This window comes from Streptomyces sp. NPDC029151, assembly GCF_055564315.1.
Window position 1 is genome coordinate 397517 of record NZ_JBVHWQ010000005.1, and the last position, 23243, is coordinate 420759.

The following is a 23243-nucleotide window of genomic DNA, read 5'->3' on the forward strand; positions in this document are numbered from 1 at the left end:
CACGGAGTCCCGACGACCGTCTTTCTGGCCATTGAAGGTGAAACCACCTGCACCGGTACCGTTCACTACGAGGTGAACGCATCCCCCTGCTGTTGACGGTTCGGCCCATATTTCACACGTCGCACACAGCACAGTCAAGCCATGGCCGGGAAGCGCCCCTCCCCGCCGACCGTCTAGGGTGGCCGTCGCCGCACGCACGTCTCCGCGGGGCGAGGACCCTGCGGCTGCCGCCGGCGCCGCCGTCGTGGGCGCGGGTTCCGTGGCCGAGGTCACGGCGGGGCGGCTCTCGCACAACGAAGGGGAAAGACCGTGGCCGAACCGTCGACGAGGAGCGCCTGGATCCGGCGCTTCCACCCGGCACCCGAAGCCGCCGTCCGCCTGGTCTGCTTCCCGCACGCCGGTGGCGCGGCCACGTACTACCACCCACTCTCCCGGGCGATGTCACCGCACGCGGACGTGCTGGCGATCCAGTACCCCGGGCGACAGGACCGCCTGACGGAACCGTGCATCGAGGACATCCCCACCCTCGCCGACCGGCTCGTGGCCGAACTCACCCCCTGGACCGACCGGCCACTGCTCCTTTTCGGCCACAGCATGGGAGCCGCCGTGGCGTTCGAGGTCGCGCTCCGGCTTCAGGCGAGCGGAGTGCTTCCGCTCGGGCTGTTCGCGTCGGGGCTGCGCGCACCCTCGCTCCGCCGCGACCGGCGCAGGCACCTCGCCACCGACGCGGAACTGGTCGCCGAGCTGAAGGACCTCAACGCCGCCAACGCCGCGGTCCTCGCCGACGAGACGCTGCTGGGGATGGTGCTGCCGGCGCTGCGCAGCGACTACCGCGCCATCGACAGCTACCACAACCCCTCGGCCGTACCGCTGCGGTGCCCGATCGTCGCACTGACCGGAGACGCGGACCCCGTCGCGGACACCGCCGACGTCGAACTGTGGGCACGGCACACCTCGGCGTCCTTCCGGATGCGGATCTTCCCCGGCGGCCACTTCTTCCTGGACGACCACGCCGAGGCGGTACGGCGGGAGATCCGGGAGCACATCCGGGTCGTGGGCGCGCGCTGAAGAAGCCGCCAGGCGCCGGGCACGGCACCGGACGGACGGGCACGGCACCGAACGGCCGGGCACGGCGCGGCCCGTGCGGGACACCGGCCGCGCCGGCCTGCGACGGGGCACCCGGCCCATGCCCCCGCGGTTGCCGTGTGTCAGGCTGACACCGGTCACGGAGTCGAGGAGTGGGACCGCTGGAACTGCATGAATACGCCGCCCTGGACGCGGTCGGCCTGCGCGATCTGATCCGGGCGCGCGAGGTCTCCGCGGCCGAGGTCGAGGACGCCGCGCGGCGCGCCCTCTCCCAGGTCGGCCCCGAACTCGGCGCCCTCACCCGCCCGTTGTTCGAGCCGGCCCTCGTCCACGATCCCGCCGGCCCGTTCGCCGGAGTCCCTTTCGTGATCAAGGACAGCGGTCCGTTCGCCCAGGGAGTTCCGTTCACCCTGGGCAGCCGCAGCATCCAGGGGGCCGTGGCCGCCGTGGACCACGACCTGATGGCCCGGTTCCGGGCGGCCGGCCTGGTGGCGCTGGGCCAGAGCACCGCACCCGAGTTCGGCCTGAGCTTCGCGACCGAGTCCGTGCGCTACGGCGTGACACGCAACCCCTGGAACCCGGACCGGGGCGTCGGCGGGTCCAGCGGCGGGGCGGCCGCGCTGGTCGCCTCCGGTGCCGTGCCGGTCGCCCACGCCAACGACGCCGGCGGGTCGATCCGCGTCCCCGCCTCCGCTTGCGGACTCGTGGGCCTCAAGCCGAGCCGCGGCCGCACCCCGTGCGGCCCGCTCACCGGCGAGGCCGCGTTCGGACAGCTCGTCGAGTTCGCCCTCACCCGGTCCGTGCGGGACACGGCCCATCTGCTGGACGCGGTCTCGGCACCGCCCGTCGGCGACAAGTACCAGGCGCCGGCCCCCGCCCGCCCCTTCGCGGAGGCAGTACGCACGGACCCCGGCCGGCTGCGGGTGGCCCTCGCCACCACGCCCTGGTCCGGCACTCCCGTCGATCCCCAGGTCGCCGAGGTCACGAAGAACGCCGGCAAGGTGCTGGAGTGGATCGGGCACGCGGTCACCGGGGCCGGGCCCGGCCTCGACGCCGACGACATCGTCGAGGCGGCCATGCTCAGCGTGGTCTCCACCGGCGGAGCCGTCCTCAGGGGCGCGCCCCGCCGGCCTGACCCCGCCTCGCTGGAGGCCGTGTCGCGTGCGGTGCTGGCCGAGGCCGAGGCGTCCACCGCGCTCGACGTGCTGGCCTCGATGGAGGCCCAGGACCGCGTGACCCGGTCCGTGGGGCGCTTCTTCCTCGACCACGACCTGCTGGTCACCCCGACCCTGGCGGCCCTGCCCGCACCCCACGGCACGCTGGCCTACGACGCCCCCGGCCAGAGCGCGCGCTCCTGGCTGCGCCGCATCTTCGCCCACGGCCCCTTCACGGCCGCCTTCAACGTCTCCGGTCATCCCGCGATCAGCCTGCCGCTGGGGCAGAGCCGCGAGGGTCTGCCCGTCGGCGTGCAGCTCGTCGCCGCCCACGGCCGAGAGGATCTGCTGCTCCAGGTGGCCTCCCAGCTGGAGCAGGCGGTGCCGTGGGCGGACCGGCAGCCACCGGTCTTCGTGGACTGAGGGCACCGGCTTCGGGGCCCCCGAGGGCCCCGTCGGCCCGGGCTCCGGGGCGGCGGGCCCGGTACCCGGGCGCCCGTGACGCCACCCACCCCCGACCCGGACGTCCCCGGCTTTCTCCGCCCTCCCCTTGCAGCCGCCCGGCCGGACTCGGCCGGACACCGTGCGCCGTCTGCGAGAATGGAAGCCGTTCTCGGAGCGCCGCGGTATGCGGTGCTCGTCGCCCAACAGGAGCACGCACGGTGTCGCCACAGCACGGAGCCCCCTCTTCCTCCGGGGGGCGCAAGCGCCCCTCCGCGGGCGAGGTCCGCAAGCAGCCCTCCTCCGCCGGGGACCGCCGACGGTCTACCGCCGGCGGTCAGGGCCGCGCGTCGTCCCAGGAGGCGGGCGAGCGCAAGCGTCCGTCCACGGCCCGGGGCCGTGACGGCGGTGACCCGGCCCAGGACCGGAAGCGCGGCACCACGGGCCAGGACCGGAAGCGCGGCACCGCAGGCCAGGACCGGGACCGCGGCACCGCAGGCCAGGACCGGGACCGCGGCACCGCAGGCCAGGACCGGAAGCGCGGCACTACGGGCCAGGACGGGAAGCGGGGTACCGCGGGCCAGGACCGTGCGGGGCGGCAGGGCGCGGACGACCGGCCGGCCCGTAGGCAGCGGCCCGACTCCAGGACCCAGGACCGCAGGCAGTCCCGGGACGGCCGCGGGGCGCCCCGGAACCGCGAGGCCGCCCAGGAGCACACGGCGCCCCGGAACGGCAAGGCCGCGCAGGACCGCAAGGACCTGCAGGCCGACTGCGCCAACTGCTTCGGCCTGTGCTGCGTGGCCCTGCCCTTCTCCCGCTCGGCCGACTTCGCCGCCGACAAGCCCGCCGGCCAGCCGTGCTCGAACCTCCAGCAGGACTTCCGCTGCGGCATCCACGCGCAGCTGCGCGACAAGGGTTACTCCGGCTGCACCGTCTTCGACTGCTTCGGCGCCGGCCAGAAGGTGTCCCAGGTCACCTTCGGCGGCACCGACTGGCGTCGGGCGCCGAAGACGGCGCGCTCGATGTTCCAGGTCTTCCCCGTCATGCGGCAGCTGCAGGAGCTGCTCTGGTACGTCACCGAGGCCCTCGACCTGGCGCCGGCCCGCCCCGTCCACAAGGAGCTGCGGAAGGCGCTGGCCCACATCGACGGTCTGACCCGCGGCAGTGCCGAGTCGATCACCGAGCTGGACGTGAACGCGCTGCGTGGCGAGGTCAACACCCTGCTGCTGAAGGCCAGCGAGCTGACCCGGGCCCAGGTCCCGGGCCGCAAGAAGAACCACCGTGGAGCCGATCTGATCGGCGCGAAGCTGTCCGGTGCCGACCTCAGGGGGGCGAGCCTGCGCGGCGCCCTCCTCGTCGCGGCCGACCTCAGCGGTGCCGACCTGCGCGACGCCGACCTGATCGGAGCCGACCTGCGGGACGCCGACCTCAGGGGCGCGGACCTCACCGGCGCGCTGTTCCTCACCCAGGCTCAGCTGAACGCGGCCAAGGGCGACGCGGCCACCGTGCTGCCCCCGGCGCTCAGCCGGCCCGCTCACTGGTAGGCGCGGGGATCACCACGGCGGTCACGACCAGCCCGTGCCGGACCCGCCACCGACCGTCGAGGCGGTCCAGGCGCACCCCGCCCACCTCGGGGCCGGGCACCTTCAGGACGGCGGTGAACGTGCCGCGCTCCGGGTCGGGCGTGATCGCGCACTGGTCGAAGTCCAGCCAGCGCCCGGTCAGCGGGAACCACGCCTTGTAGACGCTCTCCTTCGCGCTGAACAGCAGACGGTCCCAGTGCACACCCGGGTGGTCCGCGCCGAGCCGGTCGAGTACGGGCCGCTCCTCGGGCAGCGTGATCAGCTCGCGCACGCCCTCGGGAACGGGTTCGTTGGGCTCTCCGTCCACGCCGAGGGCCGCGACGGAGGCGGCGGGGGCGACGGCGGCCGCGTGGTACCCCGCGCAGTGGGTCATGCTGCCGACGAGTCCGTCGGGCCAGCGCGGTGCCCGGCGGGCCCAGCCGGGGCCGCTTCCGACGGGCGCCAGCGGACGGGGTGCCACACCGAGCCGTGCCAGCGCGCGGCGCGCACACAGCCGGACCGTGCCGAACTCCCTCCGCCGCTTCTCGACCGCACCGGCGACGGCCTCGGCCTCCTGCGGGAACAGCTCGACCCCGTCGACGGAGCCGAACAGCTCGGCCACGGCGACACCCTCGGGCAGCAGCCCCTCAAGCAACTCGCCCGGCACCCTGTCGTCGACCACATCGCCTCCCGCCACCCGACCACCCTATGCCCGCCGCGGACCGGCCCCGGCCGAGCGGATCGTCATGTGCCGGGGATCGTCGTCCGCCGAGGACCGGCGGGCATCCGGAGGATTCCGCTGCCGGCGAAGGGGTCCGGGCGGCCGCGGGCCGCCTGCCAGGATGGCCGCATGGGGAAGAACACCACGGTGCACCGACTCGACCTGGGCTACTTCGTCCGCCCCGCCGCGGAGACCGGGGGCCCGCGACCCCGGGTGGAACCGGTGCTCGCCTACCTCGTGGAGCACGATCAGGGCCTGATCCTTTTCGACACCGGCATCGGCGACGCGGACCCCGAGACCGAAGCGCACTACCGCCCCCGTCGCCGCGCACTGCGGGAGGCCCTGGCAGAAGCGGGAGCCGACCTCGGCGACATCTCCCTCGTCGCCAACTGCCACCTGCACTTCGACCACTGCGGCGGCAATCCCCTCCTGGCCGGCACGCCCGTCCTGGTCCAGGAGACGGAGCTGGCCACGGCCCGCCGCGGCGGCCACACCTTCGAGGAGCTGGTCGACTTCCCCGACGCGACGTACGAGGAGCTCACCGGCGAGGCGGAGGTCCGGCCGGGGGTCTGGGTCGTCCCGACACCGGGGCACACCCAAGGACATCAGTCCCTCGTCGTCCGGCAGGGCGACGGCACCGTGGTCCTCGCCGGCCAGGCCCACGACTTCGCCTCGCAGTTCGCATCGGACCACCTCGCCCGCCAGGCCACGCTCCACGGTCTTCCGCAGCCGCTCCCCCACTACCGGCCCTGGCTGGAACGGCTCATGGATTTCGACCCGCGCCGCGTCCTCTTCGCCCACGACTGCTCGATCTGGGAACCGGCGGACAGCACCTTCTAGCCCGCCCGAGAGCCGTTCCGCTCCCGGCCGCGCACGACCGTCACCGGTGCTCGGGGTTCTCGTAGTCGTGGCGGCAGCCGGCGTCCCAGGCGGTGCGCTGGTTGCCGTAGGCGGGGATGCCCCCGAGGTCCTTCAGGGCCCGCGCCATGTGGAGCAGGTTCCAGGTCATGAACGTGGTGTTGCGGTTGGTGAAGTCGTTCTGCGGTCCGCCCGAGCCGGGGTCCAGGTAGGAGGGACCGGGTCCCGCCTCGCCGATCCATCCGGCGTCCGCCTGGGGAGGGATGGTGTACCCCAGGTGCTGCAGGCTGTAGAGGACGTTCATGGCGCAGTGTTTGACGCCGTCCTCGTTCCCGGTGATCAGACAGCCGCCGACACGGCCGTAGTAGGCGTACTGGCCCGCCTCGTTGAGCAGGCTGGAGCAGGCGTAGAGGCGTTCGATCACCTGCTTCATCACGGAGCTGTTGTCACCCAGCCAGATCGGTCCGGCCAGCACGAGGATGTCGGCCGCCATGACCTGGCGGTACAGATCCGGCCAGGCGTCGGTCTCCCAGCCGTGTTCTGTCATGTCGGGCCACACCCCGGTGGCGATGTCGTGGTCCACCGCGCGGACGACGTCGACCCCCACCCCCTGCGCGTCCATGATGGCGGTGCTCCGGTCGATCAGCCCCTGGGTGTTGCTCGTCTCCGGAGAGCGTTTGAGGGTGCAGTTGATCACCAGGGCCCGCAGGTCGTCGTACCGGGCCGGCGGCGTGTCCTCGGCGGGTGACGAAACGGTCACGCGGTCCTCCCAGAGCCCTGCCGCCACCCCGTACCCGGCGGCGCGTCCGTGTCCAGGCCCAGCCTGCGTGCCGATCCCGGCGGACGCCATCGCAGCGCCTCCGAACGGGCCGAGGCCGTAGGCGGGCCGGCCAGGCCGGGGGCCGTGCACCGAGGCGGGTCGCCTGCTGGTCGTCGTGCTCGACCAGCGCGTCCCGCGCGCCGGGACGCGCGGCAGCCGCCGCGCCCGTCGGGGCCGGGTGGCCGGCGTAGCCGAGCGTGAGCGCGAACGAGGTGTCGCCGGGGCCCTCGTACCGCACACCGTAGGGGTCGCCGGGTCTGCCGGCCGCCCCGCGCACGGGCCGGCACCGGCCGGGCCCGTGCACGTCCCGGGGGCGCACTGCGCCGGCCGGGCCTGCTTCTGGGCGACGGAGCCGGCCGCGGACTCCGCCGCGGCGCGCCCGTGTCCGCCGCGGCGGGTCAGGGGGCCGGCGGGGTGCCGGCCACGCGGGCCGCCCCTACGGGTGCGCGGGGTCGGACGCGACAGTCAGGACGATCTTTCCTGTGGTGCGGCCGGTCTCACCCAACTCGTGTGCCTTCGCGGCGTGTTCGAGCGGGAACGTCGCGTCGACGACCACCCGCAGGCGGCCGTCCTCGACCAGTGCGCTGATCTCACGCAACCCCTGCTGGTCGGGTTCGACGAGCATGAACACCGCTCGGACCCCGGCCGTTTCGGCCTGCTGGGTGGGGAACGTGTCGTCGAACGGGAGGATGGAGACGAGGATGCCTCCCGGTCGCAGGGTACGCAGGGAGCGCGCCCAGTTGGGTCCGCCGATGCCGTCGAGGACGACATCGACATCGCGGACGGTGTCGGCGACGTCTTGGGTGCGGTAGTCGACGGCTTCGTCGGCGCCGAGCGCGCGCAGCAGGTCGTGCTTGGCGGCACTGGCGGTGGCGATGACGTACGCGCCGCGGGCCTTGGCGATCTGTACGGCCAGGTGGCCGACACCACCGGCCCCGGCGTGGATCAGGACGCGGTGTCCTGGCCGGACACGAGCGGTGTCGACCAGGGCCTGCCACGCGGTGAGCGAGGCCAGCGGCAGGGCGCCGGCCCGGATGTGGTCGAGACCGCGCGGGCGCGGCGCGAAGTGGCGGGCCGGTGCGGTGACGTACTCGGCGTACGCGCCCGCCGGGTGCGGGAAACGTGGCATACCGAACACCGCGTCGCCGGGCTGGTGGAGCGTCACGCCGTCGCCGACGGCCTCCACGACCCCGGACACGTCGAAACCGAGGATGAAGGGCGGTGTCGCTCCGGTGGCGAAGACACCGCGCTCGCGGGTCTTCCAGTCGGCGGGGTTCACGCCCGCCGCGTGCACACGGACCAGGATCTCGCCCCGGCCCGGCTCCGGTCGCCGGGTCTCGACGACCTTCAGTACGTCAGGGGCTCCCGCCCTGTCCTGGGACACGGCACGCATGGTGGATGGGACGACAACGGGCTGGGACATGAGGACGTTCCTTCTGCGGGTCGGTGCGAGTGATGCTCGTGCCGGGCACGGCTCAAGACTGCCCAGCCGGCGAAGCCCCCGGTGGGGTGGTGTCGGCCAGGTCCTGAAAGAATCCGGCCATGCACCGTGTTGGCGTTCTGGCCCTGGACGGCGTCGTCCCCTTCGAACTCGGGATCCCCGGCCGCATCTTCAACGCCGCCCGCGACGGCGACGGCAACCCGCTCTACTCCGTGACCACGTGCAGCGTGGACGGAGGCCCCGTGCGCGCCGAAGCGGACTACGACCTCGCCGTCTCCCACGACGCCTCCGTGCTGGCCACCGTCGACACCGTCGTCGTCCCGCCCTCCCACCGGCTGGGGCGGATCCGGGAGGAAGGCCGCCTGCCGGACCCGCTGCGCCGTGCCCTGGCCGCCATCCGCCCCGGCACGAGGATGGTCGCCATCTGCACCGGCACCTACGTTCTGGCCGCCGCCGGGCTCCTCGACGGCCGCCCCGCCACCACGCACTGGCGCGAGGCCGACCGGATGCAGCGCATGTTCACCACGGTCCGTGTCGATCCCGACGTCCTGTACGTCGACGACGGCGACATCCTCACCTCCGCCGGAGTCGCGGCGGGCATCGACCTGTGTCTGCACATCGTCCGCCTCGATCACGGCAGCCACATCGCCAACGAGGTCGCCCGCTCCTGCGTCGTACCGCCGTGGCGCGAGGGCGGCCAGGCCCAGTACATCCGACGCCCGGTGCCCGGCCCCCTCACCGGCAGCACCGCGGCCACCCGGGCATGGGCGATGCAGCGCCTGGCCGAGCCGCTCGCACTGCCCGACCTCGCCGCCCACGCCAACATGAGCGTGCGCACGTTCAGCCGCCGCTTCCGCGAAGAAGTCGGCAGCACCCCCGGACAGTGGCTGGCCCGGCAACGCGTCGACCTCGCACGGCACTTCCTGGAGACCACCGACTGGCCGGTCGACCTGGTCGCCCACAGGTCGGGTTTCGGCACGGGCACCTCACTGCGCCAGCACCTCCACGCCGCCATCGGCGTCAGCCCCCAGGCGTACCGCCGTACCTTCCGCAGCCCTCGGCGGACGGCTGCCTGAACGGTCGGCTTCGCGCCGGCGGACGAACTCGATCATGCACACAGCGAGGGCCGGCGCCTCACGGCACCGGCCCTCCTGTTCATCAGCAGGTGTGCGGCAGGTCTCGCCCGCCGTACCTCAGATGGCGCGGACGCGCGCGGCCTGCGGACCCTTGGGGCCCTGGACGACCTCGAACTCCACGTGCTGGTTCTCCTCCAGGCTACGGAAGCCGTTGCCCTCGATCTCGGAGTAGTGCACGAAGAGGTCCGGTCCGCCGTCCTGGGCGATGAAGCCGAAGCCCTTCTCCGCGTTGAACCACTTGACGGTTCCCTGAGTCATTTCTTGCTCCTTGCAGGGGCTGGGTACGGGATCCACACCGTGTGGTGTCCCGGGCCGGCCTGGACGCGACTTCTCCAGTTCCCTGAAGGAAGGCGGCGCCCGCGACATCGTTCTTCGCGAGCGTGCGGTGAAACACAGACACAAAAACTACGACCGTCCTCAACAACCGAGGCTCCGCCGGATTCATTCCCGCCCCCCGAGATTCTTTCCGAAGCGCCGCCATTCCTCCCTGGCGGCTTCGCGCCTCCCACGGCCCCCCACGACGTTTCCCCAGGTCAGCGGCGTGACGGACGTCACGCGGCTCCGGCGCCGCCGACTAGCGGCACAGCGTCAGACCCATGACCAGTGCCGCCGGCAGAGCGATCCCGCCGAAGCAACCATGAGAGCGCTCCCATAGGTCCCGCCGCTGGTGGTCCCCCGCCCGGCGCCCGGCGCTCGATCACTCCGGCTGCGGGTGTCCGAAGAGCAGGTCGTAGCCCGGTGGCAGTTGGAGCAGGATGCGGTTCATCAGGTCCTCGCCCGCGATGTCGGCCACGACGCTGAGCACGGCGCCGACGTCCCAGGTGGCGGTCTTCTCCGTGGCGCCCTCGATCCAGGCCGCGGTGGCCCGGATGAACCGCTCGGGCGACAGCGGTTCGTGCGCCTGGAGCGGGTTGAGCAGGACGAGCCCGAGCGTCTCGGGGAGCCCTGCGGCCAGCTCGGCGCGTACGTCGCCGACCAGATGAGCGCCCAGCAGACCGAGGACGACCCGGGCGGCGCGTTCCGCCTCCTCCCGGGAGGGGTATTCACCGCGGTCCTGGACCGCGTCGATCAAGGCGTCCCAGTGCATGCGCATGATGTCCTCCCCAGGGGCCGGCCACCACGCCTCCCGACGGGCCGGGAAGCCGCGGTGGTCTGAGTGGCATCCGTTACGGGTCCCCGCACCGGCACGCTCACCGCGCCCGCGGTTCCGGGACGGACAGGCCGCGCCGGGACCGGCCGCCGCCGGATGCGCCGGACGGGTTCCGGGCGGGCGGGGCCGGACCGGTGACCTCCACGGAGGCCGGACGCAGCAGATGCCCGCCGAGCCGGTAGCCGGGACGGAGGACCGCCGAGCAGACCGGTCGCTCCGCGGCCGGGGAGACGCGGTACGTCAGGGCGTCGTGACGGGCGGGGTCGAAGGGATCGCCCACCTCGGCGCACGACGTGACGCCCAACGAGCCGAACCGTTCCCTCACGCTGTCCGTGATGTCCTTCAGACCGGGTGTCATCGCCTCGTGCGCGCACGCCCGGTCGACGGCGTCCAGCACGGGCAGCAGCGACCGGACCACGTTGGCCACCGCGATCTCCCGTACGGCCAGGCGGTCGCGCCGTACCCGCTTGCGGTAGTTGTCGTACTCCGCCTTCACCCGCCGCAGGTCGGCGGTCCGTTCCTCCACCAGGCACCGCAGGCGGGCGAGTTCGGCGCTCCGCGGCCCACGTCCTGTCATCGTCGGCCCGCCTCCGGCTTGTCGTCGTCGACGATCTCGGCGTCCACCACGTCGTCGTCCCTGCCGGATCCCGCCGCCTCGCCGCCGCCCCGCCCGGTCTCGCCCGGCTGCCCGGCCTGCTGGGCCTGCTCGGTCCGGGACTGCTCGTACATCGCCGTACCGATCCTCTGCGCGGCCTGTGCGGCGCGGTCCAGCGCCTGCCGGATCGCCGCCGTGTCCGCGTCCTCCGACGCCAGCCGCTCCTTCAGCTCGGCGAGCGCCGACTCGGTCTCGCTCCTGGCGTCGGCCGGGATCCGGTCCGCGTTCTCCCGGATCAGCTTCTCGGTGGAGTACACCAGCTGCTCGGCCTGGTTCCGGGTCTCCGCCGCCTCCCGCCGCCGCCGGTCCTCCTCCGCGTGCTGCTCCGCCTCCCGCACCATGCGGTCGATGTCGTCCCGGGGCAGCGCCGAACCCCCGGTCACCGTCATCTTCTGCTCCCTGCCCGTGCCCAGGTCCTTCGCCGAGACGTGCATGATCCCGTTGGCGTCGATGTCGAAGGCCACCTCGATCTGCGGCACCCCCCGCGGCGCCGGCGCGATACCCGTCAGCTCGAACATCCCCAGCTTCTTGTTGTACGCGGCGATCTCCCGCTCCCCCTGGTACACCTGGATCGTCACCGACGGCTGGCTGTCCTCCGCCGTGGTGAAGATCTCCGAACGCCGGGTGGGAATCGTGGTGTTCCGCTCGATCAGCCGGGTCATCACCCCGCCCTTGGTCTCGATCCCCAGGGACAACGGCGTGACGTCCAGCAGCAGCACGTCCTTGACCTCCCCCTTGAGCACCCCCGCCTGCAGGCTCGCCCCCACCGCCACGACCTCGTCCGGGTTCACCCCCTTGTGCGGCTCCTTGCCGGTCAGCTCCCGCACCAGCCCCGACACCGCCGGCATCCGCGTCGAACCGCCCACCAGCACCACGTGGTCGATGTCGGACACCTTCACCCCGGCGTCCCTGACCGCGTTGTGGAACGGCGTCTTGCACCGCTCCAGCAGATCCGCCGTCAGCTGCTCGAACTGGGCCCGCGTCAGTTTCTCGTCCAGGTGCAGCGGGCCCTCGGCGGAGGCCGTGATGTACGGCAGGTTCACCGTCGTCTCCGACGACGACGACAACTCGATCTTCGCCCGCTCCGCCGCCTCCCGCAGTCGCTGCACCGCCATCTTGTCCCGCGACAGGTCCACCCCGTACCCGCTCTTGAACCGCTGCACCAGATGGTCCACCACCCGCTGGTCCCAGTCGTCCCCTCCCAGACGCGTGTCACCGTTGGTCGCCTTCACCTCGATGACGCCCTCACCCATCTCGAGCAACGACACATCGAACGTGCCCCCGCCCAGGTCGAACACCAGAACCGTCTGCTCGCTCTCCCGGTCCAGCCCGTACGCCAGCGCGGCCGCCGTCGGCTCGTTGATGATCCGCAGCACGTTCAGCCCGGCGATCTCACCCGCCTCCTTCGTCGCCTGCCGCTGCGCGTCGTCGAAGTACGCGGGCACCGTGATCACCGCGTCCGTGACGTCCTCGCCCAGGTACGCCTCCGCGTCCCGCTTCAGCTTCTGCAGCACCCGCGCCGAAACCTCCTGCGCCGTGTACCGCCGGCCGTCGACGTCCCCCTGCTCCGGGAACCGCCACCCGTGGTCCCCCACGTGCCGCTTCACCGACCGCGCGGTCCGCTCCACGTTCGTCACGGCCTGCCGCTTGGCCACCTCGCCGACCAGCACCTCACCGTTCTTCGCGAACGCCACCACTGACGGCGTCGTACGAGCACCCTCCGTGTTCGTGATGACCGTCGGCTCGCCCCCCTCCAGAACCGCCACCACCGAGTTCGTCGTACCCAGGTCGATACCCACCGGACGCGCCATCGCCCTGCTCCCTCTCACCCGTGCTCACCCGTGCTCCGCGTCACGTCTGTGCTGCCCGCCGGGGTGTCCGCTCCCACCGGACGGGGCCAGCGCGCAGCGGAGGCTCGGGGCGGGCGGCCCCGGGCACCACGACGTACCGTCGCGCGGGCCTGACCGGCCGTGCGAGGTCGGGACCGCCGTCGCAGGCCCGCTCGGCCGTCCGCTCGCACCCCTGGTCGTAGGTGGCGCGCCGGACCGGGTCGCGCAGCGTCTCGTACGCCGCCCGCACCTCGCCGAAGCGTCCGGCGGTGGCCGCGTCGACGCGGGTGTCGGGGCGCAGCTCCCACACCCGGGCGCGGAAGGCGGAGGCGATCGCCTCGGCCGTCGCCGAGGGCTCCACCCCCAGCAGCGCGTACAGGTCCGTTCCCTGCTCCGGCACCTGCATCCCGGGCCACCTCCTCGCCTGCTGCGAGCTGTGTTTTCACCCGTTGTCCGCCTCTAGTCATGAAGTAAGACGTGAGCCCTCCCTTGTCAAGGTTCGAGAGGGCGGACCAGCGTGTGCGACACCCAGGGGCGGGGCCGCAACCGGAGTCTTGGGGCGAGGGCCGAGGGCGTGTCCCTCACCCGGACGGCCGAGCCACCGGTGGACACCGCCCTGCCGGTGACAGCGCCGGTGACAGGGCCGGTGACAGCGCGGCGCGGGCCCGGATCCCGTGCCGTCACGGGCCCTGTGCGGGCGGACTCCCGGCGGGTGATCATGGGGTGGGCCCCGCAGGATGATCCCGGCTGAACGCCGCCCGATCTCCGCACACGCAGGGAGCAGCCCGATGGCGATGACGCAGACCTTGATACCGGTGCTCGAGGATGCCCACCAGGCCCATGTCGCGGCGCGCGACCGGCTGCGGGCGGACGCGGCCGTCGCGCCGCCCGGCCCCCACCGGCAGATGCTGGAGCACGAGGCCGACGACCTCCAGGACCGGGTGCGCCGCATCGAACGCCATGTCCGCGGGCTGCGGCCCCGCGGACTGCTCGGCGGCGCGACCGACGTGGCGCGGTTCGCCGCCCGCACCACCTGGAAGACGGCCACGCTCCCGCTGGCCGTCGGACAGAAGGCCGTGACCGGGGTGATGCGCGGCCGAGGGCCGGCCGACGAGCGGCAGGTGCTGAGGAACATCGAGGACGAGTACGCCGCCGCTGCCCGGGCCCTGGCCAGCACCCGGGCCGGAGAGGTCCTCGCCGACCAGGCCCAGGACCGCACCAGCCGCGACCTGCTCCGGGACGTGTGCCGCGAGGACCAGGAACTGCTGGCCCTGCTGGAGGACAGCCTCACCCGGCAGGCCCGGACCCTGGCGGCCGCGAGCGACGGCCTCCGGGTCGAACAGCGGGCGCAGGGCGGCCTCGTCGACACGGCGACCCGCCCCCTGCGGGCCGTCGCCCACCGGCTGCGGCGGGCGCCCTGGCCCGGGCAGCATCCCGACACCGGGCAGGAGCCGGTGGTGGACCAGCCCGAAGTGAGTGCCGCGGCCGAGCAGATCCAGGGAGCGGTCAGCAGCGAGGAGAGCCTGCCCATCATCGGTTTCAGCCAGCTCGGCGTCGAGGAGATCGAGCGGCGCCTGCCCACGCTGTCCGAGTCCGACCTGCACGTCCTCGACGGGTACGAGCGCACCCACGCCCGGCGGAAGGCCGTCCTGGAGGCCATCGAGCGGCTCAGCTCCAGCAGGGCGGGCTGACCGCAGGGCGCCCCGGTCGACCGGTGGCGCGTCAGGTGGCACGGGCAGTGGCGTGCCGCAGCGCGGCCGCGAGTCCGTGCGGGTCGGGGGACGGACAGTGCGAGGCGCGCGTACGGGCTCCGCGGGTGCGGGAGGTCCACCACCAGGGCCGGCTTCCCCGCCACCAGCGCGACGAGGTCCTCCCGGCCCCTGGCGTGCACCAGCTCTCCGGCGCACCACCTTCCCGCGCGGAAGCGGTAGTGCCGGCCCGGCGCGCCGAGCCGCAGCGCCCGCCACCACGACGGCTCGACCCGCACCCGCGACACCGCCTCCAGCGGCACCCTCACGACGCGCCGCCGTGCGGCCACGGCCATGCGCCACGGCAGGCGGACGACGAGCCGGCCGCCGTCGACCCGAGCCCGTACCCGCACCGCGACCACCTCCCTGGTCCAGCCTCCCACCGCCGGCGGCCCAGGGCGATGCCGGTGATCATGCCCTCCTGGCCGCCGACCGTACGGCGCCGGCCGGCCTCCACGAGGAGGTCGCGGGCGGCCGACCTCGCGTCGCGCGGGGAGCTGGAGTACCCGCCCGCGCAGGCCGTTTCCTTCCGAGGGATGCCGCCGGGTCGAGGACGTCCCGGTAGGCGCGCACGCGGTCGCGAACGCCGTCCGTGGTGAGCCGGCCGCCGGAGTCGGTGACGTACACGCACCGGACGCCGTACCACTCCATCAGGTCGGCGTGGAGGGCGAGTTCGGCAGGTTCGGCCATGTGCGACGTCATCCGGAACCATCGCGGCCTCCTGCCGCAACTCCGCCTTCGCCTCGCCCCGCGCAGGTCGGACCCGTCATCAGGCCACCGCCCTCCCCGAGCCCGGCCGACGGAACGACGACTGCGGCGCGGGTCCGGCCGAGGCCGGTGCCGCCGTGCACTTTCTCGCCCCGCAACAGACCGCGGCAGGGCACCTTCCGCCGTACGCCCGGCAGGAGTTGACGGAGGCGCCCGCCCCGGGAGTCGCAGTACCCTCGCAGGGCACGCGACGAGCCGTGGCAGGACGAAGAGCGGAGCGCATGACGGAGCGCACGATTGACCTCGATCCCGATCTGCGTGGCTGGTGTTCCCGGAAGATTCACGTCCGGGCCTACCGCTGGTACGCGACGGTGTCTCTCGACCGCGACGGATACCTCGGCGCCAGGGGATCGCGGGGAGACGGCGGCCAGGTGCCCGCCGCCTACACGGAAGCCGTCGACAGGGCCCGCGAAGCCTGCGAGGACCGCCTCTCGTACGACGGCTGTCCAGGCCCCTTCGGCTCAGGAGACGGCGGCCCGGCCTGGGTCTCGCTGCTCGTTCCGTTCCCGCAGGTCGATGCCGCGGTCGAGGCACTGCGCGCCGCCGAACTCTGGCACGACTACGCCGGGCTCCGCACGCTCGCCGAACAACTGGCGCTCCCCGTCGGCGACTGGCTGGCTCCCGGTCAGCGTGAACTCGTACGCGGTGCCGACTTCGTCCCGCCGCCCGCCGTGTTCCTGCGGTTCCTGCGCCGCAAGGCCGAGGAGCAGGGACTACGCCTGAACGGTCGCGCCACGGCCGGGAGCGTGTGGATCCGTCCGACGCTGTCACCTGTCGAGAAGCGGAAGCGGGAAGCCCATCCGGAGCGGTATCCCGGGTGGGTGGACCGCTGGACCGGGTACGCCGAGCCGGACGGCGCTCCCACCAGACCCCCCGTAGGCGGCAGGCACCGCGGTCTCAGCCACGGCGCGGCACCCGTCCGGTTCCGTGCGGTCGAGACGCCGGGCCACGGCGACTGCCCCTGCGGCATGGACCTGCACGCCCGCGGGGAGGCCGACGGCCGGCACGCGACGCACCACGTGCAATGGGCGCTCGGTGTCCCCCTGCCCAAGAACCTCGCGTGGTGGGGCGACCTGGCCGTCGTGACCACCCGGTCGCCCATCGCGTGGCGGAAGCTGGTCTCCCGGGTGGCGCGGATGCCGCAGCGGGAGAACCACTACGACTTCAGCTCGTGGTCCCACCTCGATGCGCCTGAGGTCACCGCGGACGACGTGCGGGCGTACCTGCTGAAGGCGGACGAACGTGTCGTCGGCTACCTGGCCGCTCGGAACCACGGTCGGCACGCCGGATGGGATCTGGTCAGGGGGGCGGGGTACGGCGAGCGGGACGACACCCTGCGCCCGTGCGTCGACCTGATCTGGGTGGCGGACACCCACCGTCACCGGGGCACGGGCGCCCGCCTCGTGCGGGAGCTCGCCGACGACTTCGGCTGTCAGGTCTCCGATGTGTCCTGGACGGCCCCGCTCAGCGCGGCAGGACGGCGTCTCGCACGGCGGCTCTCACCAGGGGGTGTCTGGGTCAGCACCCCGTAGGGCCCTCGACGACGGCGCCGGCGGGCGGGTGCGGGTGGCCCCGTCACCGGAACCGTCTCGACGCCGCGCGTGGCGGATCCTCAACCGTCCGAATTCCATGGACCCGGAGATCCGGATCCTCGGCCCCCCGGGGTGTAGGCGTCGCGGGGGTGTGTAGCGCGTGTCCTTCCACGCGGTGTGCAGACCCTCGAGGTCGACGATCGCGTCACGAGGCACCGTGATCCTGGCTCCGCCGCTGCCGAGTTGCAGCTCGATGTCGACCACCGGATGCTCGATGACCGCCTGGGACAGGTCCAGGCGCACCCGTCCGAAAGCGGACGCGACCTTGAGGGCCCGGGGCACCCGCCACGCACCGCGCCGCTCGATCCGTCCGCCGGTGGCGGCGATGACGGACGTGCTGGCCGCGTTCTCCGCCGGGAGCGAGGCCAGGGCCGGCGCGAGGTCGCTGCGCGTCCGGGCGGTGAGAACCTGGTGGAGGCGTTCGTCCAGCTCCTCGTGGGAGATGTGCCCTGCCGCGTACGCGTCCTGTACACGCTGCACGGCCGTGTCGCGGTCGTCCTCGGAGAGCGGCGGCGGGTCTTCCGGCAGAGACGTCACCGTCCCAGCCTAGTGCCGTGTCCGTCGCGTCACCCGGAGGCCTCGCAGACGGCGAGGTGGTCGGCGTGGCCGTGTTGGCCGAAGTACCCCTCGCCGACCGTGCGGGAAGCGCCGGACGGCAGCGCGTAGCACAGGCCGGTCGCGCTGTCCTGGTAGACGACCATCACGTCGACCGTGTCGGAGCAGTCGCTGGCGGCGCTGGTGTACCGCCAGCTCTCGTACAGGGTGACGCAGGAGGGGGCGGCGGGGGGCGGACCGGGGTTCCCGGACGCCGCGGAGGCCGGCTCCGCGAGGGTGAACGGGAGGATCAAAGAGATGATGGAACCAGCCGTCCGTACAGACCATTTCATCTTACTCTGCACTGATTTGACTCCTTGACTCTTGAACAGAAGACGTACGAACGACCAAGGAAAGCGGGGAAGAAGGCTCCTTCATGCGTTCAGATGCCGAAGGAACCAGGTGTCGGGTTCGGACGCAACACGCCTGCGCCCGCCTTCGGACAGAGCGGCGGTTGCAGGGGGCGGACGGCCGTTGCCCTGGGGCGGGGCCGCAGGGGCCGTGTCCGCGGCCCGTACGACACTTCAACCATTTCAGCGCCGTGCGGCGCGCCCGCTCCGTTTCCCCAGGCAGCGTGCCCCGGCGTCGCCCGAGGCTCCGGCGCCTCCGCAAGCGGTGCGGCGTCGCGGCGGTCCGTCCTCGGCCGAAAGAGGCTGGACCGCCGGTCACCGGGTAGGCGGTTTCCGTGGGTCCCGACGAGAGCGGGGCACCCTGGTGAAAGGAGTGTCATGTCAGGAGTTCTGCAACGGCTCAAGGAGTTCACGCGCAGTCCGCAGGGGCAGCGCACGATCGAACAGGTACGCCGTACCGCGGCCGACCCGCGCCGCCGGGCCCAGGCTCAGCGGCTCTTCGACAAGCTGCGCACCCGCCGGTCCGCTTGAGCCCCGGCCCCTCAAGGGGTGAGGACCTGCCGCCCGTCAGCTCGCGGTCGTGCCCGGATCCGGCCCCGGGGCCCGGACGCGAGGGGTCGACGAGGCGGAGCGGCACGATGCCCACCGGGTGCGGCCCGGTGGGCGTGGGCGGGGCGAGTCGCGCCGGCCGGCGGCGGTCGGAGCCGCCCGCGCCCGACGTGCCGCCTGACGTGCCGCCTGACGTGCCGCCTGACATGGCGCGCTGACCGGCAGCCCGGCCCGGTACCCGCGTCCGGCCTGCCCACGGACGGTGCCGGGCGTGCTGTCCGCGTGGCGGCGGGTCGGGGCACCGGCGGACGGGACGCGTTCAGCGCGGCAGCACCCAGCCCGGGATCCACGTCCCGGCGGTGTCGTGGCCGGACATGGTGGTGGCGAGGTGGGCACGGAGGGCGGCCAGCGCCGGGTGCGGGTTGTCGCGGTGCCAGAGCAGCGAGTGCGGGTAGACGGGGGTGGGTCCGGTGACCGGGATGCGGCGCAGGCCGTGGCCGGCGGGCCAGACGAGACGCGTGTGCTCGCCCATGAAGGTGGCCAGGGCCGGGGTGTCGGCGACGGTGTCGAGGAGCGCGTCCGAGCCGAAGTTCGGGCCGGTCGCCTCGATGGTGAGGCCGAACTCGGCCACGAGATCGTCGTAGTAGGCGGCCCACTCGGTACCGGGGACGATGCCGGGCATCCAGATCCGGTGCCCGGCGAGCTCGGCGAGGGAGACCGACCGGGCGCCCGCGAGGGCGTGGCCGGGGCCGGTGAGGAGCTGGAGCGGTTCGTCGAGCACCCGGACGGACTCGACGTCCTCGGGAAGGGACCGGCCGGGCGCCGCGACGGCGCGGAAGGACGCGTCGATCGCCCCGGAGCGGATGGCGGCGACGGCCGTCTCGACGTCGAACAGCATCAGCACGTCGAGGTCGATCTCGGGGTGTGCCTGGTGGAAGCCGCGCATCAGACCTGACGGTGCGGCACGCGAGGCGATCACGTCGACGCGCAGCGGGCGGCGGCCGGTACCCACGGACGCGACCGCGCGCTCGGCGACGCGCAGCAGCTCGCGGGCGTGGGGCAGGAAGGCCTGCCCGTCGATGGTGAGCCGGGCGCCGCGCGCGGTGCGGGTGAACAGCCGTACGCCGAGGTCGCGCTCCAGCGCGGCGATGCGCTTGGAGACGGCCTGCTGGGTGACCGCCAGCTCGGCGGCGGCCTCCTGGAACTGCCCCGCGTCGGCGGCGGCGACGAAGGTCCGGACGGTGTCGAGGTCCACGCCGACACCCTACGCGCACAACCACTGGTTGTGGCCGGCGGTCCTGTGGTTGTTTGCTCCTGGGCCGTAGCGCTCGCTTTGATACTCCCGATCGCTGATCGGTTGTGCGGGTGAGAGCGCGAAGGGAGGCCGCATGCGGAGCGGGCAGGGGCCGGGACGTCTGTTCGGGCACCGGCTGGGGCGGCCGTTCGGATGCCTGTGGGCGGCGTACGGGACCAGCGCGCTCGGCACGTGGCTCGCCTTCGGCGCGTTCCCGCTGATCGCCATCCGGGTGCTGCACGCCGGGCCGGCGGAGGTCGCCGCTCTCTCCTCCGTGGCGGCGGCGGTGGGCGCGGCCGTGGCGGTGCCGCTCGGCCCGTGGACGGAGTTCCGCCGCAAGCGGCCGGTGCTCGTCACGATGGACCTCGTGCGGTGCGCGGCGCTGCTGACGGTCCCCGCCGCGTTCGCGCTCGGCGTGCTCACCTTCGTCCAGCTCCTGCTGGTCTCGGTCGTCGTCGCGGCGGCCGACATCACCTTCCGCGCCGCGTCCGGCGCGTACCTGAAGACGCTCCTGCCGGCCGACGGCCTGCTCGTCGCCAACGCCCGGTTCGAGTCGACGGCCTGGACGACCACGATCGTCGGGCCCCCGCTGGGCGGCGCGGCGATCGGGCTCCTCGGTCCGGTGGCGACGGTGCTGGCCGACGCGGTCAGCTACCTGCTCTCGGCCCTGGGCATCCGCGCGATGGGCGGGCCCGAGCCCGGACCCGAGCGCCGTGAGGCCGCGCGCGTGCGGCCCCGGGACCTGCTCGACGGCTGGCGGTACATCCTCGCCGACCCGGCGCTGCGTCCGCTGTTCCTCAACACCGCCCTGTTCAACGGCCTGGTGATGGCCGTCGAACCACTGCTGGCCGTCCTGATGCTCGGCCGGCTCGGCTTCGCACCGTGGCAGTACGGACTCGCCTTCGCCGCGCCCTCGATCGGCGGGCTGCTCGGTTCCCGACTGGCCCGACCGCTCGTCACCCGGTTCGGGCGGCACCGGGTCCTGGTGACGTCCGGGATGCTGCGCGCGGTCTGGCCCGTCGGCCTGGCCTTCCTGGGGCCAGGCACCGGAGGGCTGCTGCTGGTGATCGGCGTGGAACTGGGGCTCATCTTCTGCTGCGGGGTCTTCAACCCCGTCTCCGCCACCTACCGCCTTCAGCGCACCGCCGCCGACCGGGTCGCCCGCACCCTGTCCGCCTGGGCGGTGACGACCAAGGCCACGACCGCGCTGCTGACGGCCGTCTGGGGCGTGCTGGGCGGCCTGCTCGGCCCGCGTACGGCCATCGGCCTGGCCGGCGTGTTCCTGCTGGCGACCCCGCTGCTGCTGCTCCGCCGCACGGCAACGCCCCGCCCCGAGCCGGCTCCGGCGCCGAGCCACCCCTGACGGGACGGGGCACGCCGGTCACCGCCCCGGCGGACCGCTCTCGATACCGCTGTCCCGCAACTGCTGTCCCGCACGCGGTCCGGGCCGGTCATCCGGGAGTCAGGCAGTCCTCGAGCGCGGCCCGCTGCCGTTCGGGCAGGTGGTCTCCCAGGGGAGTCTTGCGCGGGCTGTGACCGCCGTCGCAGATCCAGCTGCGCTCGTCCGCGTCGAACCACCAGTCCTGGGCCCCCCCACATGGGGTGCCCCTGGAGCAACCGCTCGGCCAACGGCTCGCTCGCCTCGGACGCGCCCTGGGAGACCAGGGCCCGGGTCACGGCCGCCACGGCTTCGTCCGGGACCGCGGTGTCGCCGAGGACCGGAAGAAGGAGAAGCAGCCGGACATGCGGGTCGGTGATCCCGACGGCGTCTTCCGGTGCGCGCAGCAACGCGGCGAGTTCGGGCCAGCACAACCCGGGTCCGGTACGGTCCTGGTCGTCACTGGCCAGGACGAGATCCTGGTTCCAGTCGGGATGCGTGAGGAAGTAGTCCGTCGTGGTGAACTCCTCGCCACTGTTGTAGTGCACGACGATCGAGAAGCCGCCGGTCAGAGGCACTGTGAACAGAGGCCACGCCGACGGGTCGCGCAGCGTGTCCAGCATGGCGCCCGCGTCGCCCGCGTCCGAACCGAAGGCCTCCGGCGGGAAGCCCTCGGACAGGTCTGCCAGATACGCGGGCCAGAAGCCCGGCTCAGCCAGGAGCGGGTGCCCGTCCACGACGGGCGCCGAGGAGTACCAGTGCCGTGCCATCGCCATGCCGCGATTCTCCCCGACCCGGCCGGGAGCGTTCGCACGCCCCCCGGTCTCCCGTGCCAGCTTGCCCGGCGACCGGACACGGCCGCGGCCGCGACCGCGACCGCGACCAAGATCGATTGTCAGTGGTGGGTGAGAGAGTGAAGTACCGAGTCGGAAAGAGGGGGGACCCGTCATGTCCGGTAACCAGAACTACATCAATCACGTCGCCCTCGTGCTGGACGCCAGTTCGTCCATGTCGCACTTGAGCCGCAAGGTCGTCGAGGTCGCCGACCAGCAGATCGCGTATCTCGCCCGCCGCTCGCGGGAGCTGGACCAGGAGACCCGCGTCACGGTGTACGTCTTCGCCGACCAGGTGGAGTGCGTCATCTACGACAAGGACGTGCTCCGGATGCCGTCGCTGAAGCAGCTGTACCGGGTGGGCGGGATGACGGCGCTGCTGGCGGCCGCGCTGAAGTCGCAGCGCGAGCTGGCGCAGACGGCTCAACTGTACGGCGACCACAGCTTCCTGACGTTCGTCCTCACCGACGGCCAGGAGAACGCGAGTCACCGCTGCCCGGACGCCCCCGGCAGGGATCCGCTCGAACTGGTCGCGGCCGTGGCCGAGATGATCGAGACGCAGGAGGACAACTGGACACTGGCCGTCCTCGTGCCGGACCAGATGGGCAAGCGCGAGGCCATGCAGTGCGGTTTCCCGAAGGACAACATCGCCGTCTGGGACGCCACGAGCACACAGGGCCTGGAGGAGGCCGGGCAGGTCATCCAGCAGGCCACCGAGAAGTTCATGGTGGGCCGCGCCCAGGGGATCCGGGGGTCGCGGACGGTGTTCTCCATGGGCGCGGAAGCGGTCAACAAGGACACCATCAAGGCAGCCGGCCTCACCCCGGCGAACCCGTCGGAGTACCGGCTGATCCCGGTGACCCGTGACGCCGCGATCCGGGAATGGGTCGTCGAGAGCGGACACACCTACCGCACCGGTGGTGCGTTCTACGAGCTGAGCAAGTCGGAGAAGATCCAGGCGCGCAAGCGGATAGCGGTGCTGGAGAAGAAGACGGACCGGGTGTACACGGGCCCCGAGGCGCGAGCCCTGCTCGGCCTGCCGGACGTCGAGGTCCGCGTCAAGCCGGACCACAACGACGACTTCACCATCTTCGTCCAGAGCACCAGCGTGAACCGGAAACTCGTGCCGAACACACGGCTGCTGCTCATGCTCGGCTGAGAACGCCGAGTCAGGGCGTGGGCCACCGGCCGGCAGGGGTGGGTTTCCGGCCTCGGAGAGCGGCTTCCAGGGGGCGTTCGCCGGTACAGGCTCTTCGAGGAGGGGCGGTGCCGGCCGAGGGTCGA

General features: G+C 73.0%; 22 protein-coding genes and 1 pseudogene. 10 read left to right on the top strand and 13 right to left on the bottom strand.

Annotated features, from left to right (window positions below):
* Positions 1-309: 309 nt before the first annotated feature.
* From ACZ4VF_RS21350 to ACZ4VF_RS21360, 3 genes are all read left to right on the top strand, one after another.
* A complete protein-coding gene (locus ACZ4VF_RS21350) occupies positions 310-1068 on the top strand; it encodes a thioesterase II family protein (protein ID WP_467927753.1) in 759 nt (252 codons plus the stop codon).
* Positions 1069-1238: 170 nt separating this feature from the next.
* Complete coding sequence (locus tag ACZ4VF_RS21355; protein WP_467927755.1) at positions 1239-2663, top strand: amidase; 1425 nt, start codon at positions 1239-1241, stop codon at positions 2661-2663.
* Between the two features lie 776 nt (positions 2664-3439).
* Positions 3440-4225 carry a pentapeptide repeat-containing protein gene (locus ACZ4VF_RS21360; RefSeq protein ID WP_467927992.1) on the top strand — a complete coding sequence of 262 codons (786 nt, stop codon included), beginning with the start codon at positions 3440-3442 and terminating at the stop codon, positions 4223-4225.
* Here the strand turns inward: ACZ4VF_RS21360 and ACZ4VF_RS21365 are convergent.
* On the bottom strand, positions 4203-4898 hold the full coding sequence (locus tag ACZ4VF_RS21365) for a 4'-phosphopantetheinyl transferase family protein (protein ID WP_467927993.1): 696 nt from the start codon (positions 4896-4898) through the stop codon (positions 4203-4205). The two genes, ACZ4VF_RS21360 and ACZ4VF_RS21365, sit on opposite strands and share 23 nt — an antisense overlap.
* 195 nt (positions 4899-5093) lie before the next feature.
* Between ACZ4VF_RS21365 and ACZ4VF_RS21370 the strand changes: the two genes are divergently transcribed.
* Complete coding sequence (locus ACZ4VF_RS21370) at positions 5094-5804, top strand: N-acyl homoserine lactonase family protein (RefSeq protein ID WP_467927757.1); 711 nt, start codon at positions 5094-5096, stop codon at positions 5802-5804.
* Between the two features lie 40 nt (positions 5805-5844).
* Here the strand turns inward: ACZ4VF_RS21370 and ACZ4VF_RS21375 are convergent, their stop codons facing one another.
* Both ACZ4VF_RS21375 and ACZ4VF_RS21380 read right to left on the bottom strand, forming a co-directional pair.
* Positions 5845-6582, bottom strand: a complete 738-nt coding sequence (locus tag ACZ4VF_RS21375) for a flavodoxin family protein (protein ID WP_467927758.1) — start codon at positions 6580-6582, stop codon at positions 5845-5847.
* Between the two features lie 496 nt (positions 6583-7078).
* Positions 7079-8035, bottom strand: a complete 957-nt coding sequence (locus ACZ4VF_RS21380; RefSeq protein WP_467927994.1) for an NADP-dependent oxidoreductase — start codon at positions 8033-8035, stop codon at positions 7079-7081.
* A 149-nt stretch (positions 8036-8184) separates the two neighbouring features.
* Here ACZ4VF_RS21380 and ACZ4VF_RS21385 point away from each other — a divergent pair, with 149 nt between their 5' ends.
* Positions 8185-9159 carry a GlxA family transcriptional regulator gene (locus tag ACZ4VF_RS21385; protein ID WP_467927760.1) on the top strand — a complete coding sequence of 325 codons (975 nt, stop codon included), beginning with the start codon at positions 8185-8187 and terminating at the stop codon, positions 9157-9159.
* 117 nt (positions 9160-9276) lie between these two features.
* On the opposite strand, the gene ACZ4VF_RS21390 is transcribed toward ACZ4VF_RS21385, so the two are convergent.
* From ACZ4VF_RS21390 to ACZ4VF_RS21410, 5 genes are all read right to left on the bottom strand, one after another.
* On the bottom strand, positions 9277-9477 hold the full coding sequence (locus ACZ4VF_RS21390) for a cold-shock protein (protein ID WP_467927761.1): 201 nt from the start codon (positions 9475-9477) through the stop codon (positions 9277-9279).
* Positions 9478-9916: 439 nt separating this feature from the next.
* Complete coding sequence (locus ACZ4VF_RS21395; protein ID WP_467927763.1) at positions 9917-10312, bottom strand: DUF2267 domain-containing protein; 396 nt, start codon at positions 10310-10312, stop codon at positions 9917-9919.
* A gap of 97 nt (positions 10313-10409) precedes the next feature.
* Positions 10410-10946 (bottom strand): nucleotide exchange factor GrpE, encoded by a 537-nt coding sequence (gene grpE / locus ACZ4VF_RS21400; protein ID WP_467927764.1) that lies wholly within the window; start codon positions 10944-10946, stop codon positions 10410-10412.
* Positions 10943-12835 carry a molecular chaperone DnaK gene (dnaK, locus tag ACZ4VF_RS21405; protein ID WP_467927765.1) on the bottom strand — a complete coding sequence of 631 codons (1893 nt, stop codon included), beginning with the start codon at positions 12833-12835 and terminating at the stop codon, positions 10943-10945. The genes grpE and dnaK overlap by 4 nt, the downstream gene beginning before the upstream one ends.
* Before the next feature lie 40 nt (positions 12836-12875).
* The gene (locus ACZ4VF_RS21410; protein WP_467927767.1) at positions 12876-13259 is read right to left on the bottom strand and encodes a J domain-containing protein; all 384 of its coding nucleotides are present in this window, start codon (positions 13257-13259) and stop codon (positions 12876-12878) included.
* Positions 13260-13641: 382 nt separating this feature from the next.
* On the opposite strand from ACZ4VF_RS21410, the gene ACZ4VF_RS21415 reads away from it, so the two are divergent.
* Complete coding sequence (locus ACZ4VF_RS21415) at positions 13642-14544, top strand: hypothetical protein (RefSeq protein WP_467927768.1); 903 nt, start codon at positions 13642-13644, stop codon at positions 14542-14544.
* 322 nt (positions 14545-14866) lie between these two features.
* Here the strand turns inward: ACZ4VF_RS21415 and ACZ4VF_RS21420 are convergent, their stop codons facing one another.
* Together ACZ4VF_RS21420 and ACZ4VF_RS21425 are read right to left on the bottom strand one after the other, a co-directional pair.
* The gene (locus ACZ4VF_RS21420; RefSeq protein ID WP_467927996.1) at positions 14867-15139 is read right to left on the bottom strand and encodes a hypothetical protein; all 273 of its coding nucleotides are present in this window, start codon (positions 15137-15139) and stop codon (positions 14867-14869) included.
* Positions 15130-15309: pseudogene (locus ACZ4VF_RS21425) on the bottom strand (4-hydroxy-2-oxovalerate aldolase); the annotation flags it as partial. The pseudogene ACZ4VF_RS21425 and the gene ACZ4VF_RS21420, both read right to left, overlap by 10 nt.
* A gap of 281 nt (positions 15310-15590) precedes the next feature.
* Here ACZ4VF_RS21425 and ACZ4VF_RS21430 point away from each other — a divergent pair.
* Positions 15591-16901 (top strand): GNAT family N-acetyltransferase, encoded by a 1311-nt coding sequence (locus tag ACZ4VF_RS21430; RefSeq protein ID WP_467927769.1) that lies wholly within the window; start codon positions 15591-15593, stop codon positions 16899-16901.
* Here the strand turns inward: ACZ4VF_RS21430 and ACZ4VF_RS21435 are convergent.
* Together ACZ4VF_RS21435 and ACZ4VF_RS21440 are read right to left on the bottom strand one after the other, a co-directional pair.
* Positions 16869-17498, bottom strand: a complete 630-nt coding sequence (locus ACZ4VF_RS21435; protein ID WP_467927771.1) for a DUF1707 SHOCT-like domain-containing protein — start codon at positions 17496-17498, stop codon at positions 16869-16871. The two genes, ACZ4VF_RS21430 and ACZ4VF_RS21435, sit on opposite strands and share 33 nt — an antisense overlap.
* Before the next feature lie 29 nt (positions 17499-17527).
* The gene (locus tag ACZ4VF_RS21440; RefSeq protein WP_467927772.1) at positions 17528-17809 is read right to left on the bottom strand and encodes a hypothetical protein; all 282 of its coding nucleotides are present in this window, start codon (positions 17807-17809) and stop codon (positions 17528-17530) included.
* 474 nt (positions 17810-18283) lie between these two features.
* On the opposite strand from ACZ4VF_RS21440, the gene ACZ4VF_RS21445 reads away from it, so the two are divergent.
* Positions 18284-18436, top strand: a complete 153-nt coding sequence (locus ACZ4VF_RS21445) for a hypothetical protein (RefSeq protein ID WP_467927773.1) — start codon at positions 18284-18286, stop codon at positions 18434-18436.
* Positions 18437-18773: 337 nt separating this feature from the next.
* Here ACZ4VF_RS21445 and ACZ4VF_RS21450 read toward each other — a convergent pair whose 3' ends face one another.
* Positions 18774-19709: a LysR family transcriptional regulator gene (locus tag ACZ4VF_RS21450; RefSeq protein ID WP_467927775.1), complete on the bottom strand. Its 936-nt coding sequence runs from the start codon at positions 19707-19709 to the stop codon at positions 18774-18776.
* Positions 19710-19842: 133 nt separating this feature from the next.
* Here ACZ4VF_RS21450 and ACZ4VF_RS21455 point away from each other — a divergent pair, with 133 nt between their 5' ends.
* The gene (locus ACZ4VF_RS21455) at positions 19843-21111 is read left to right on the top strand and encodes an MFS transporter (RefSeq protein WP_467927776.1); all 1269 of its coding nucleotides are present in this window, start codon (positions 19843-19845) and stop codon (positions 21109-21111) included.
* Positions 21112-22074: 963 nt separating this feature from the next.
* Complete coding sequence (locus ACZ4VF_RS21460; protein ID WP_467927777.1) at positions 22075-23118, top strand: vWA domain-containing protein; 1044 nt, start codon at positions 22075-22077, stop codon at positions 23116-23118.
* The last annotated feature ends 125 nt before the right edge of the window (positions 23119-23243 follow it).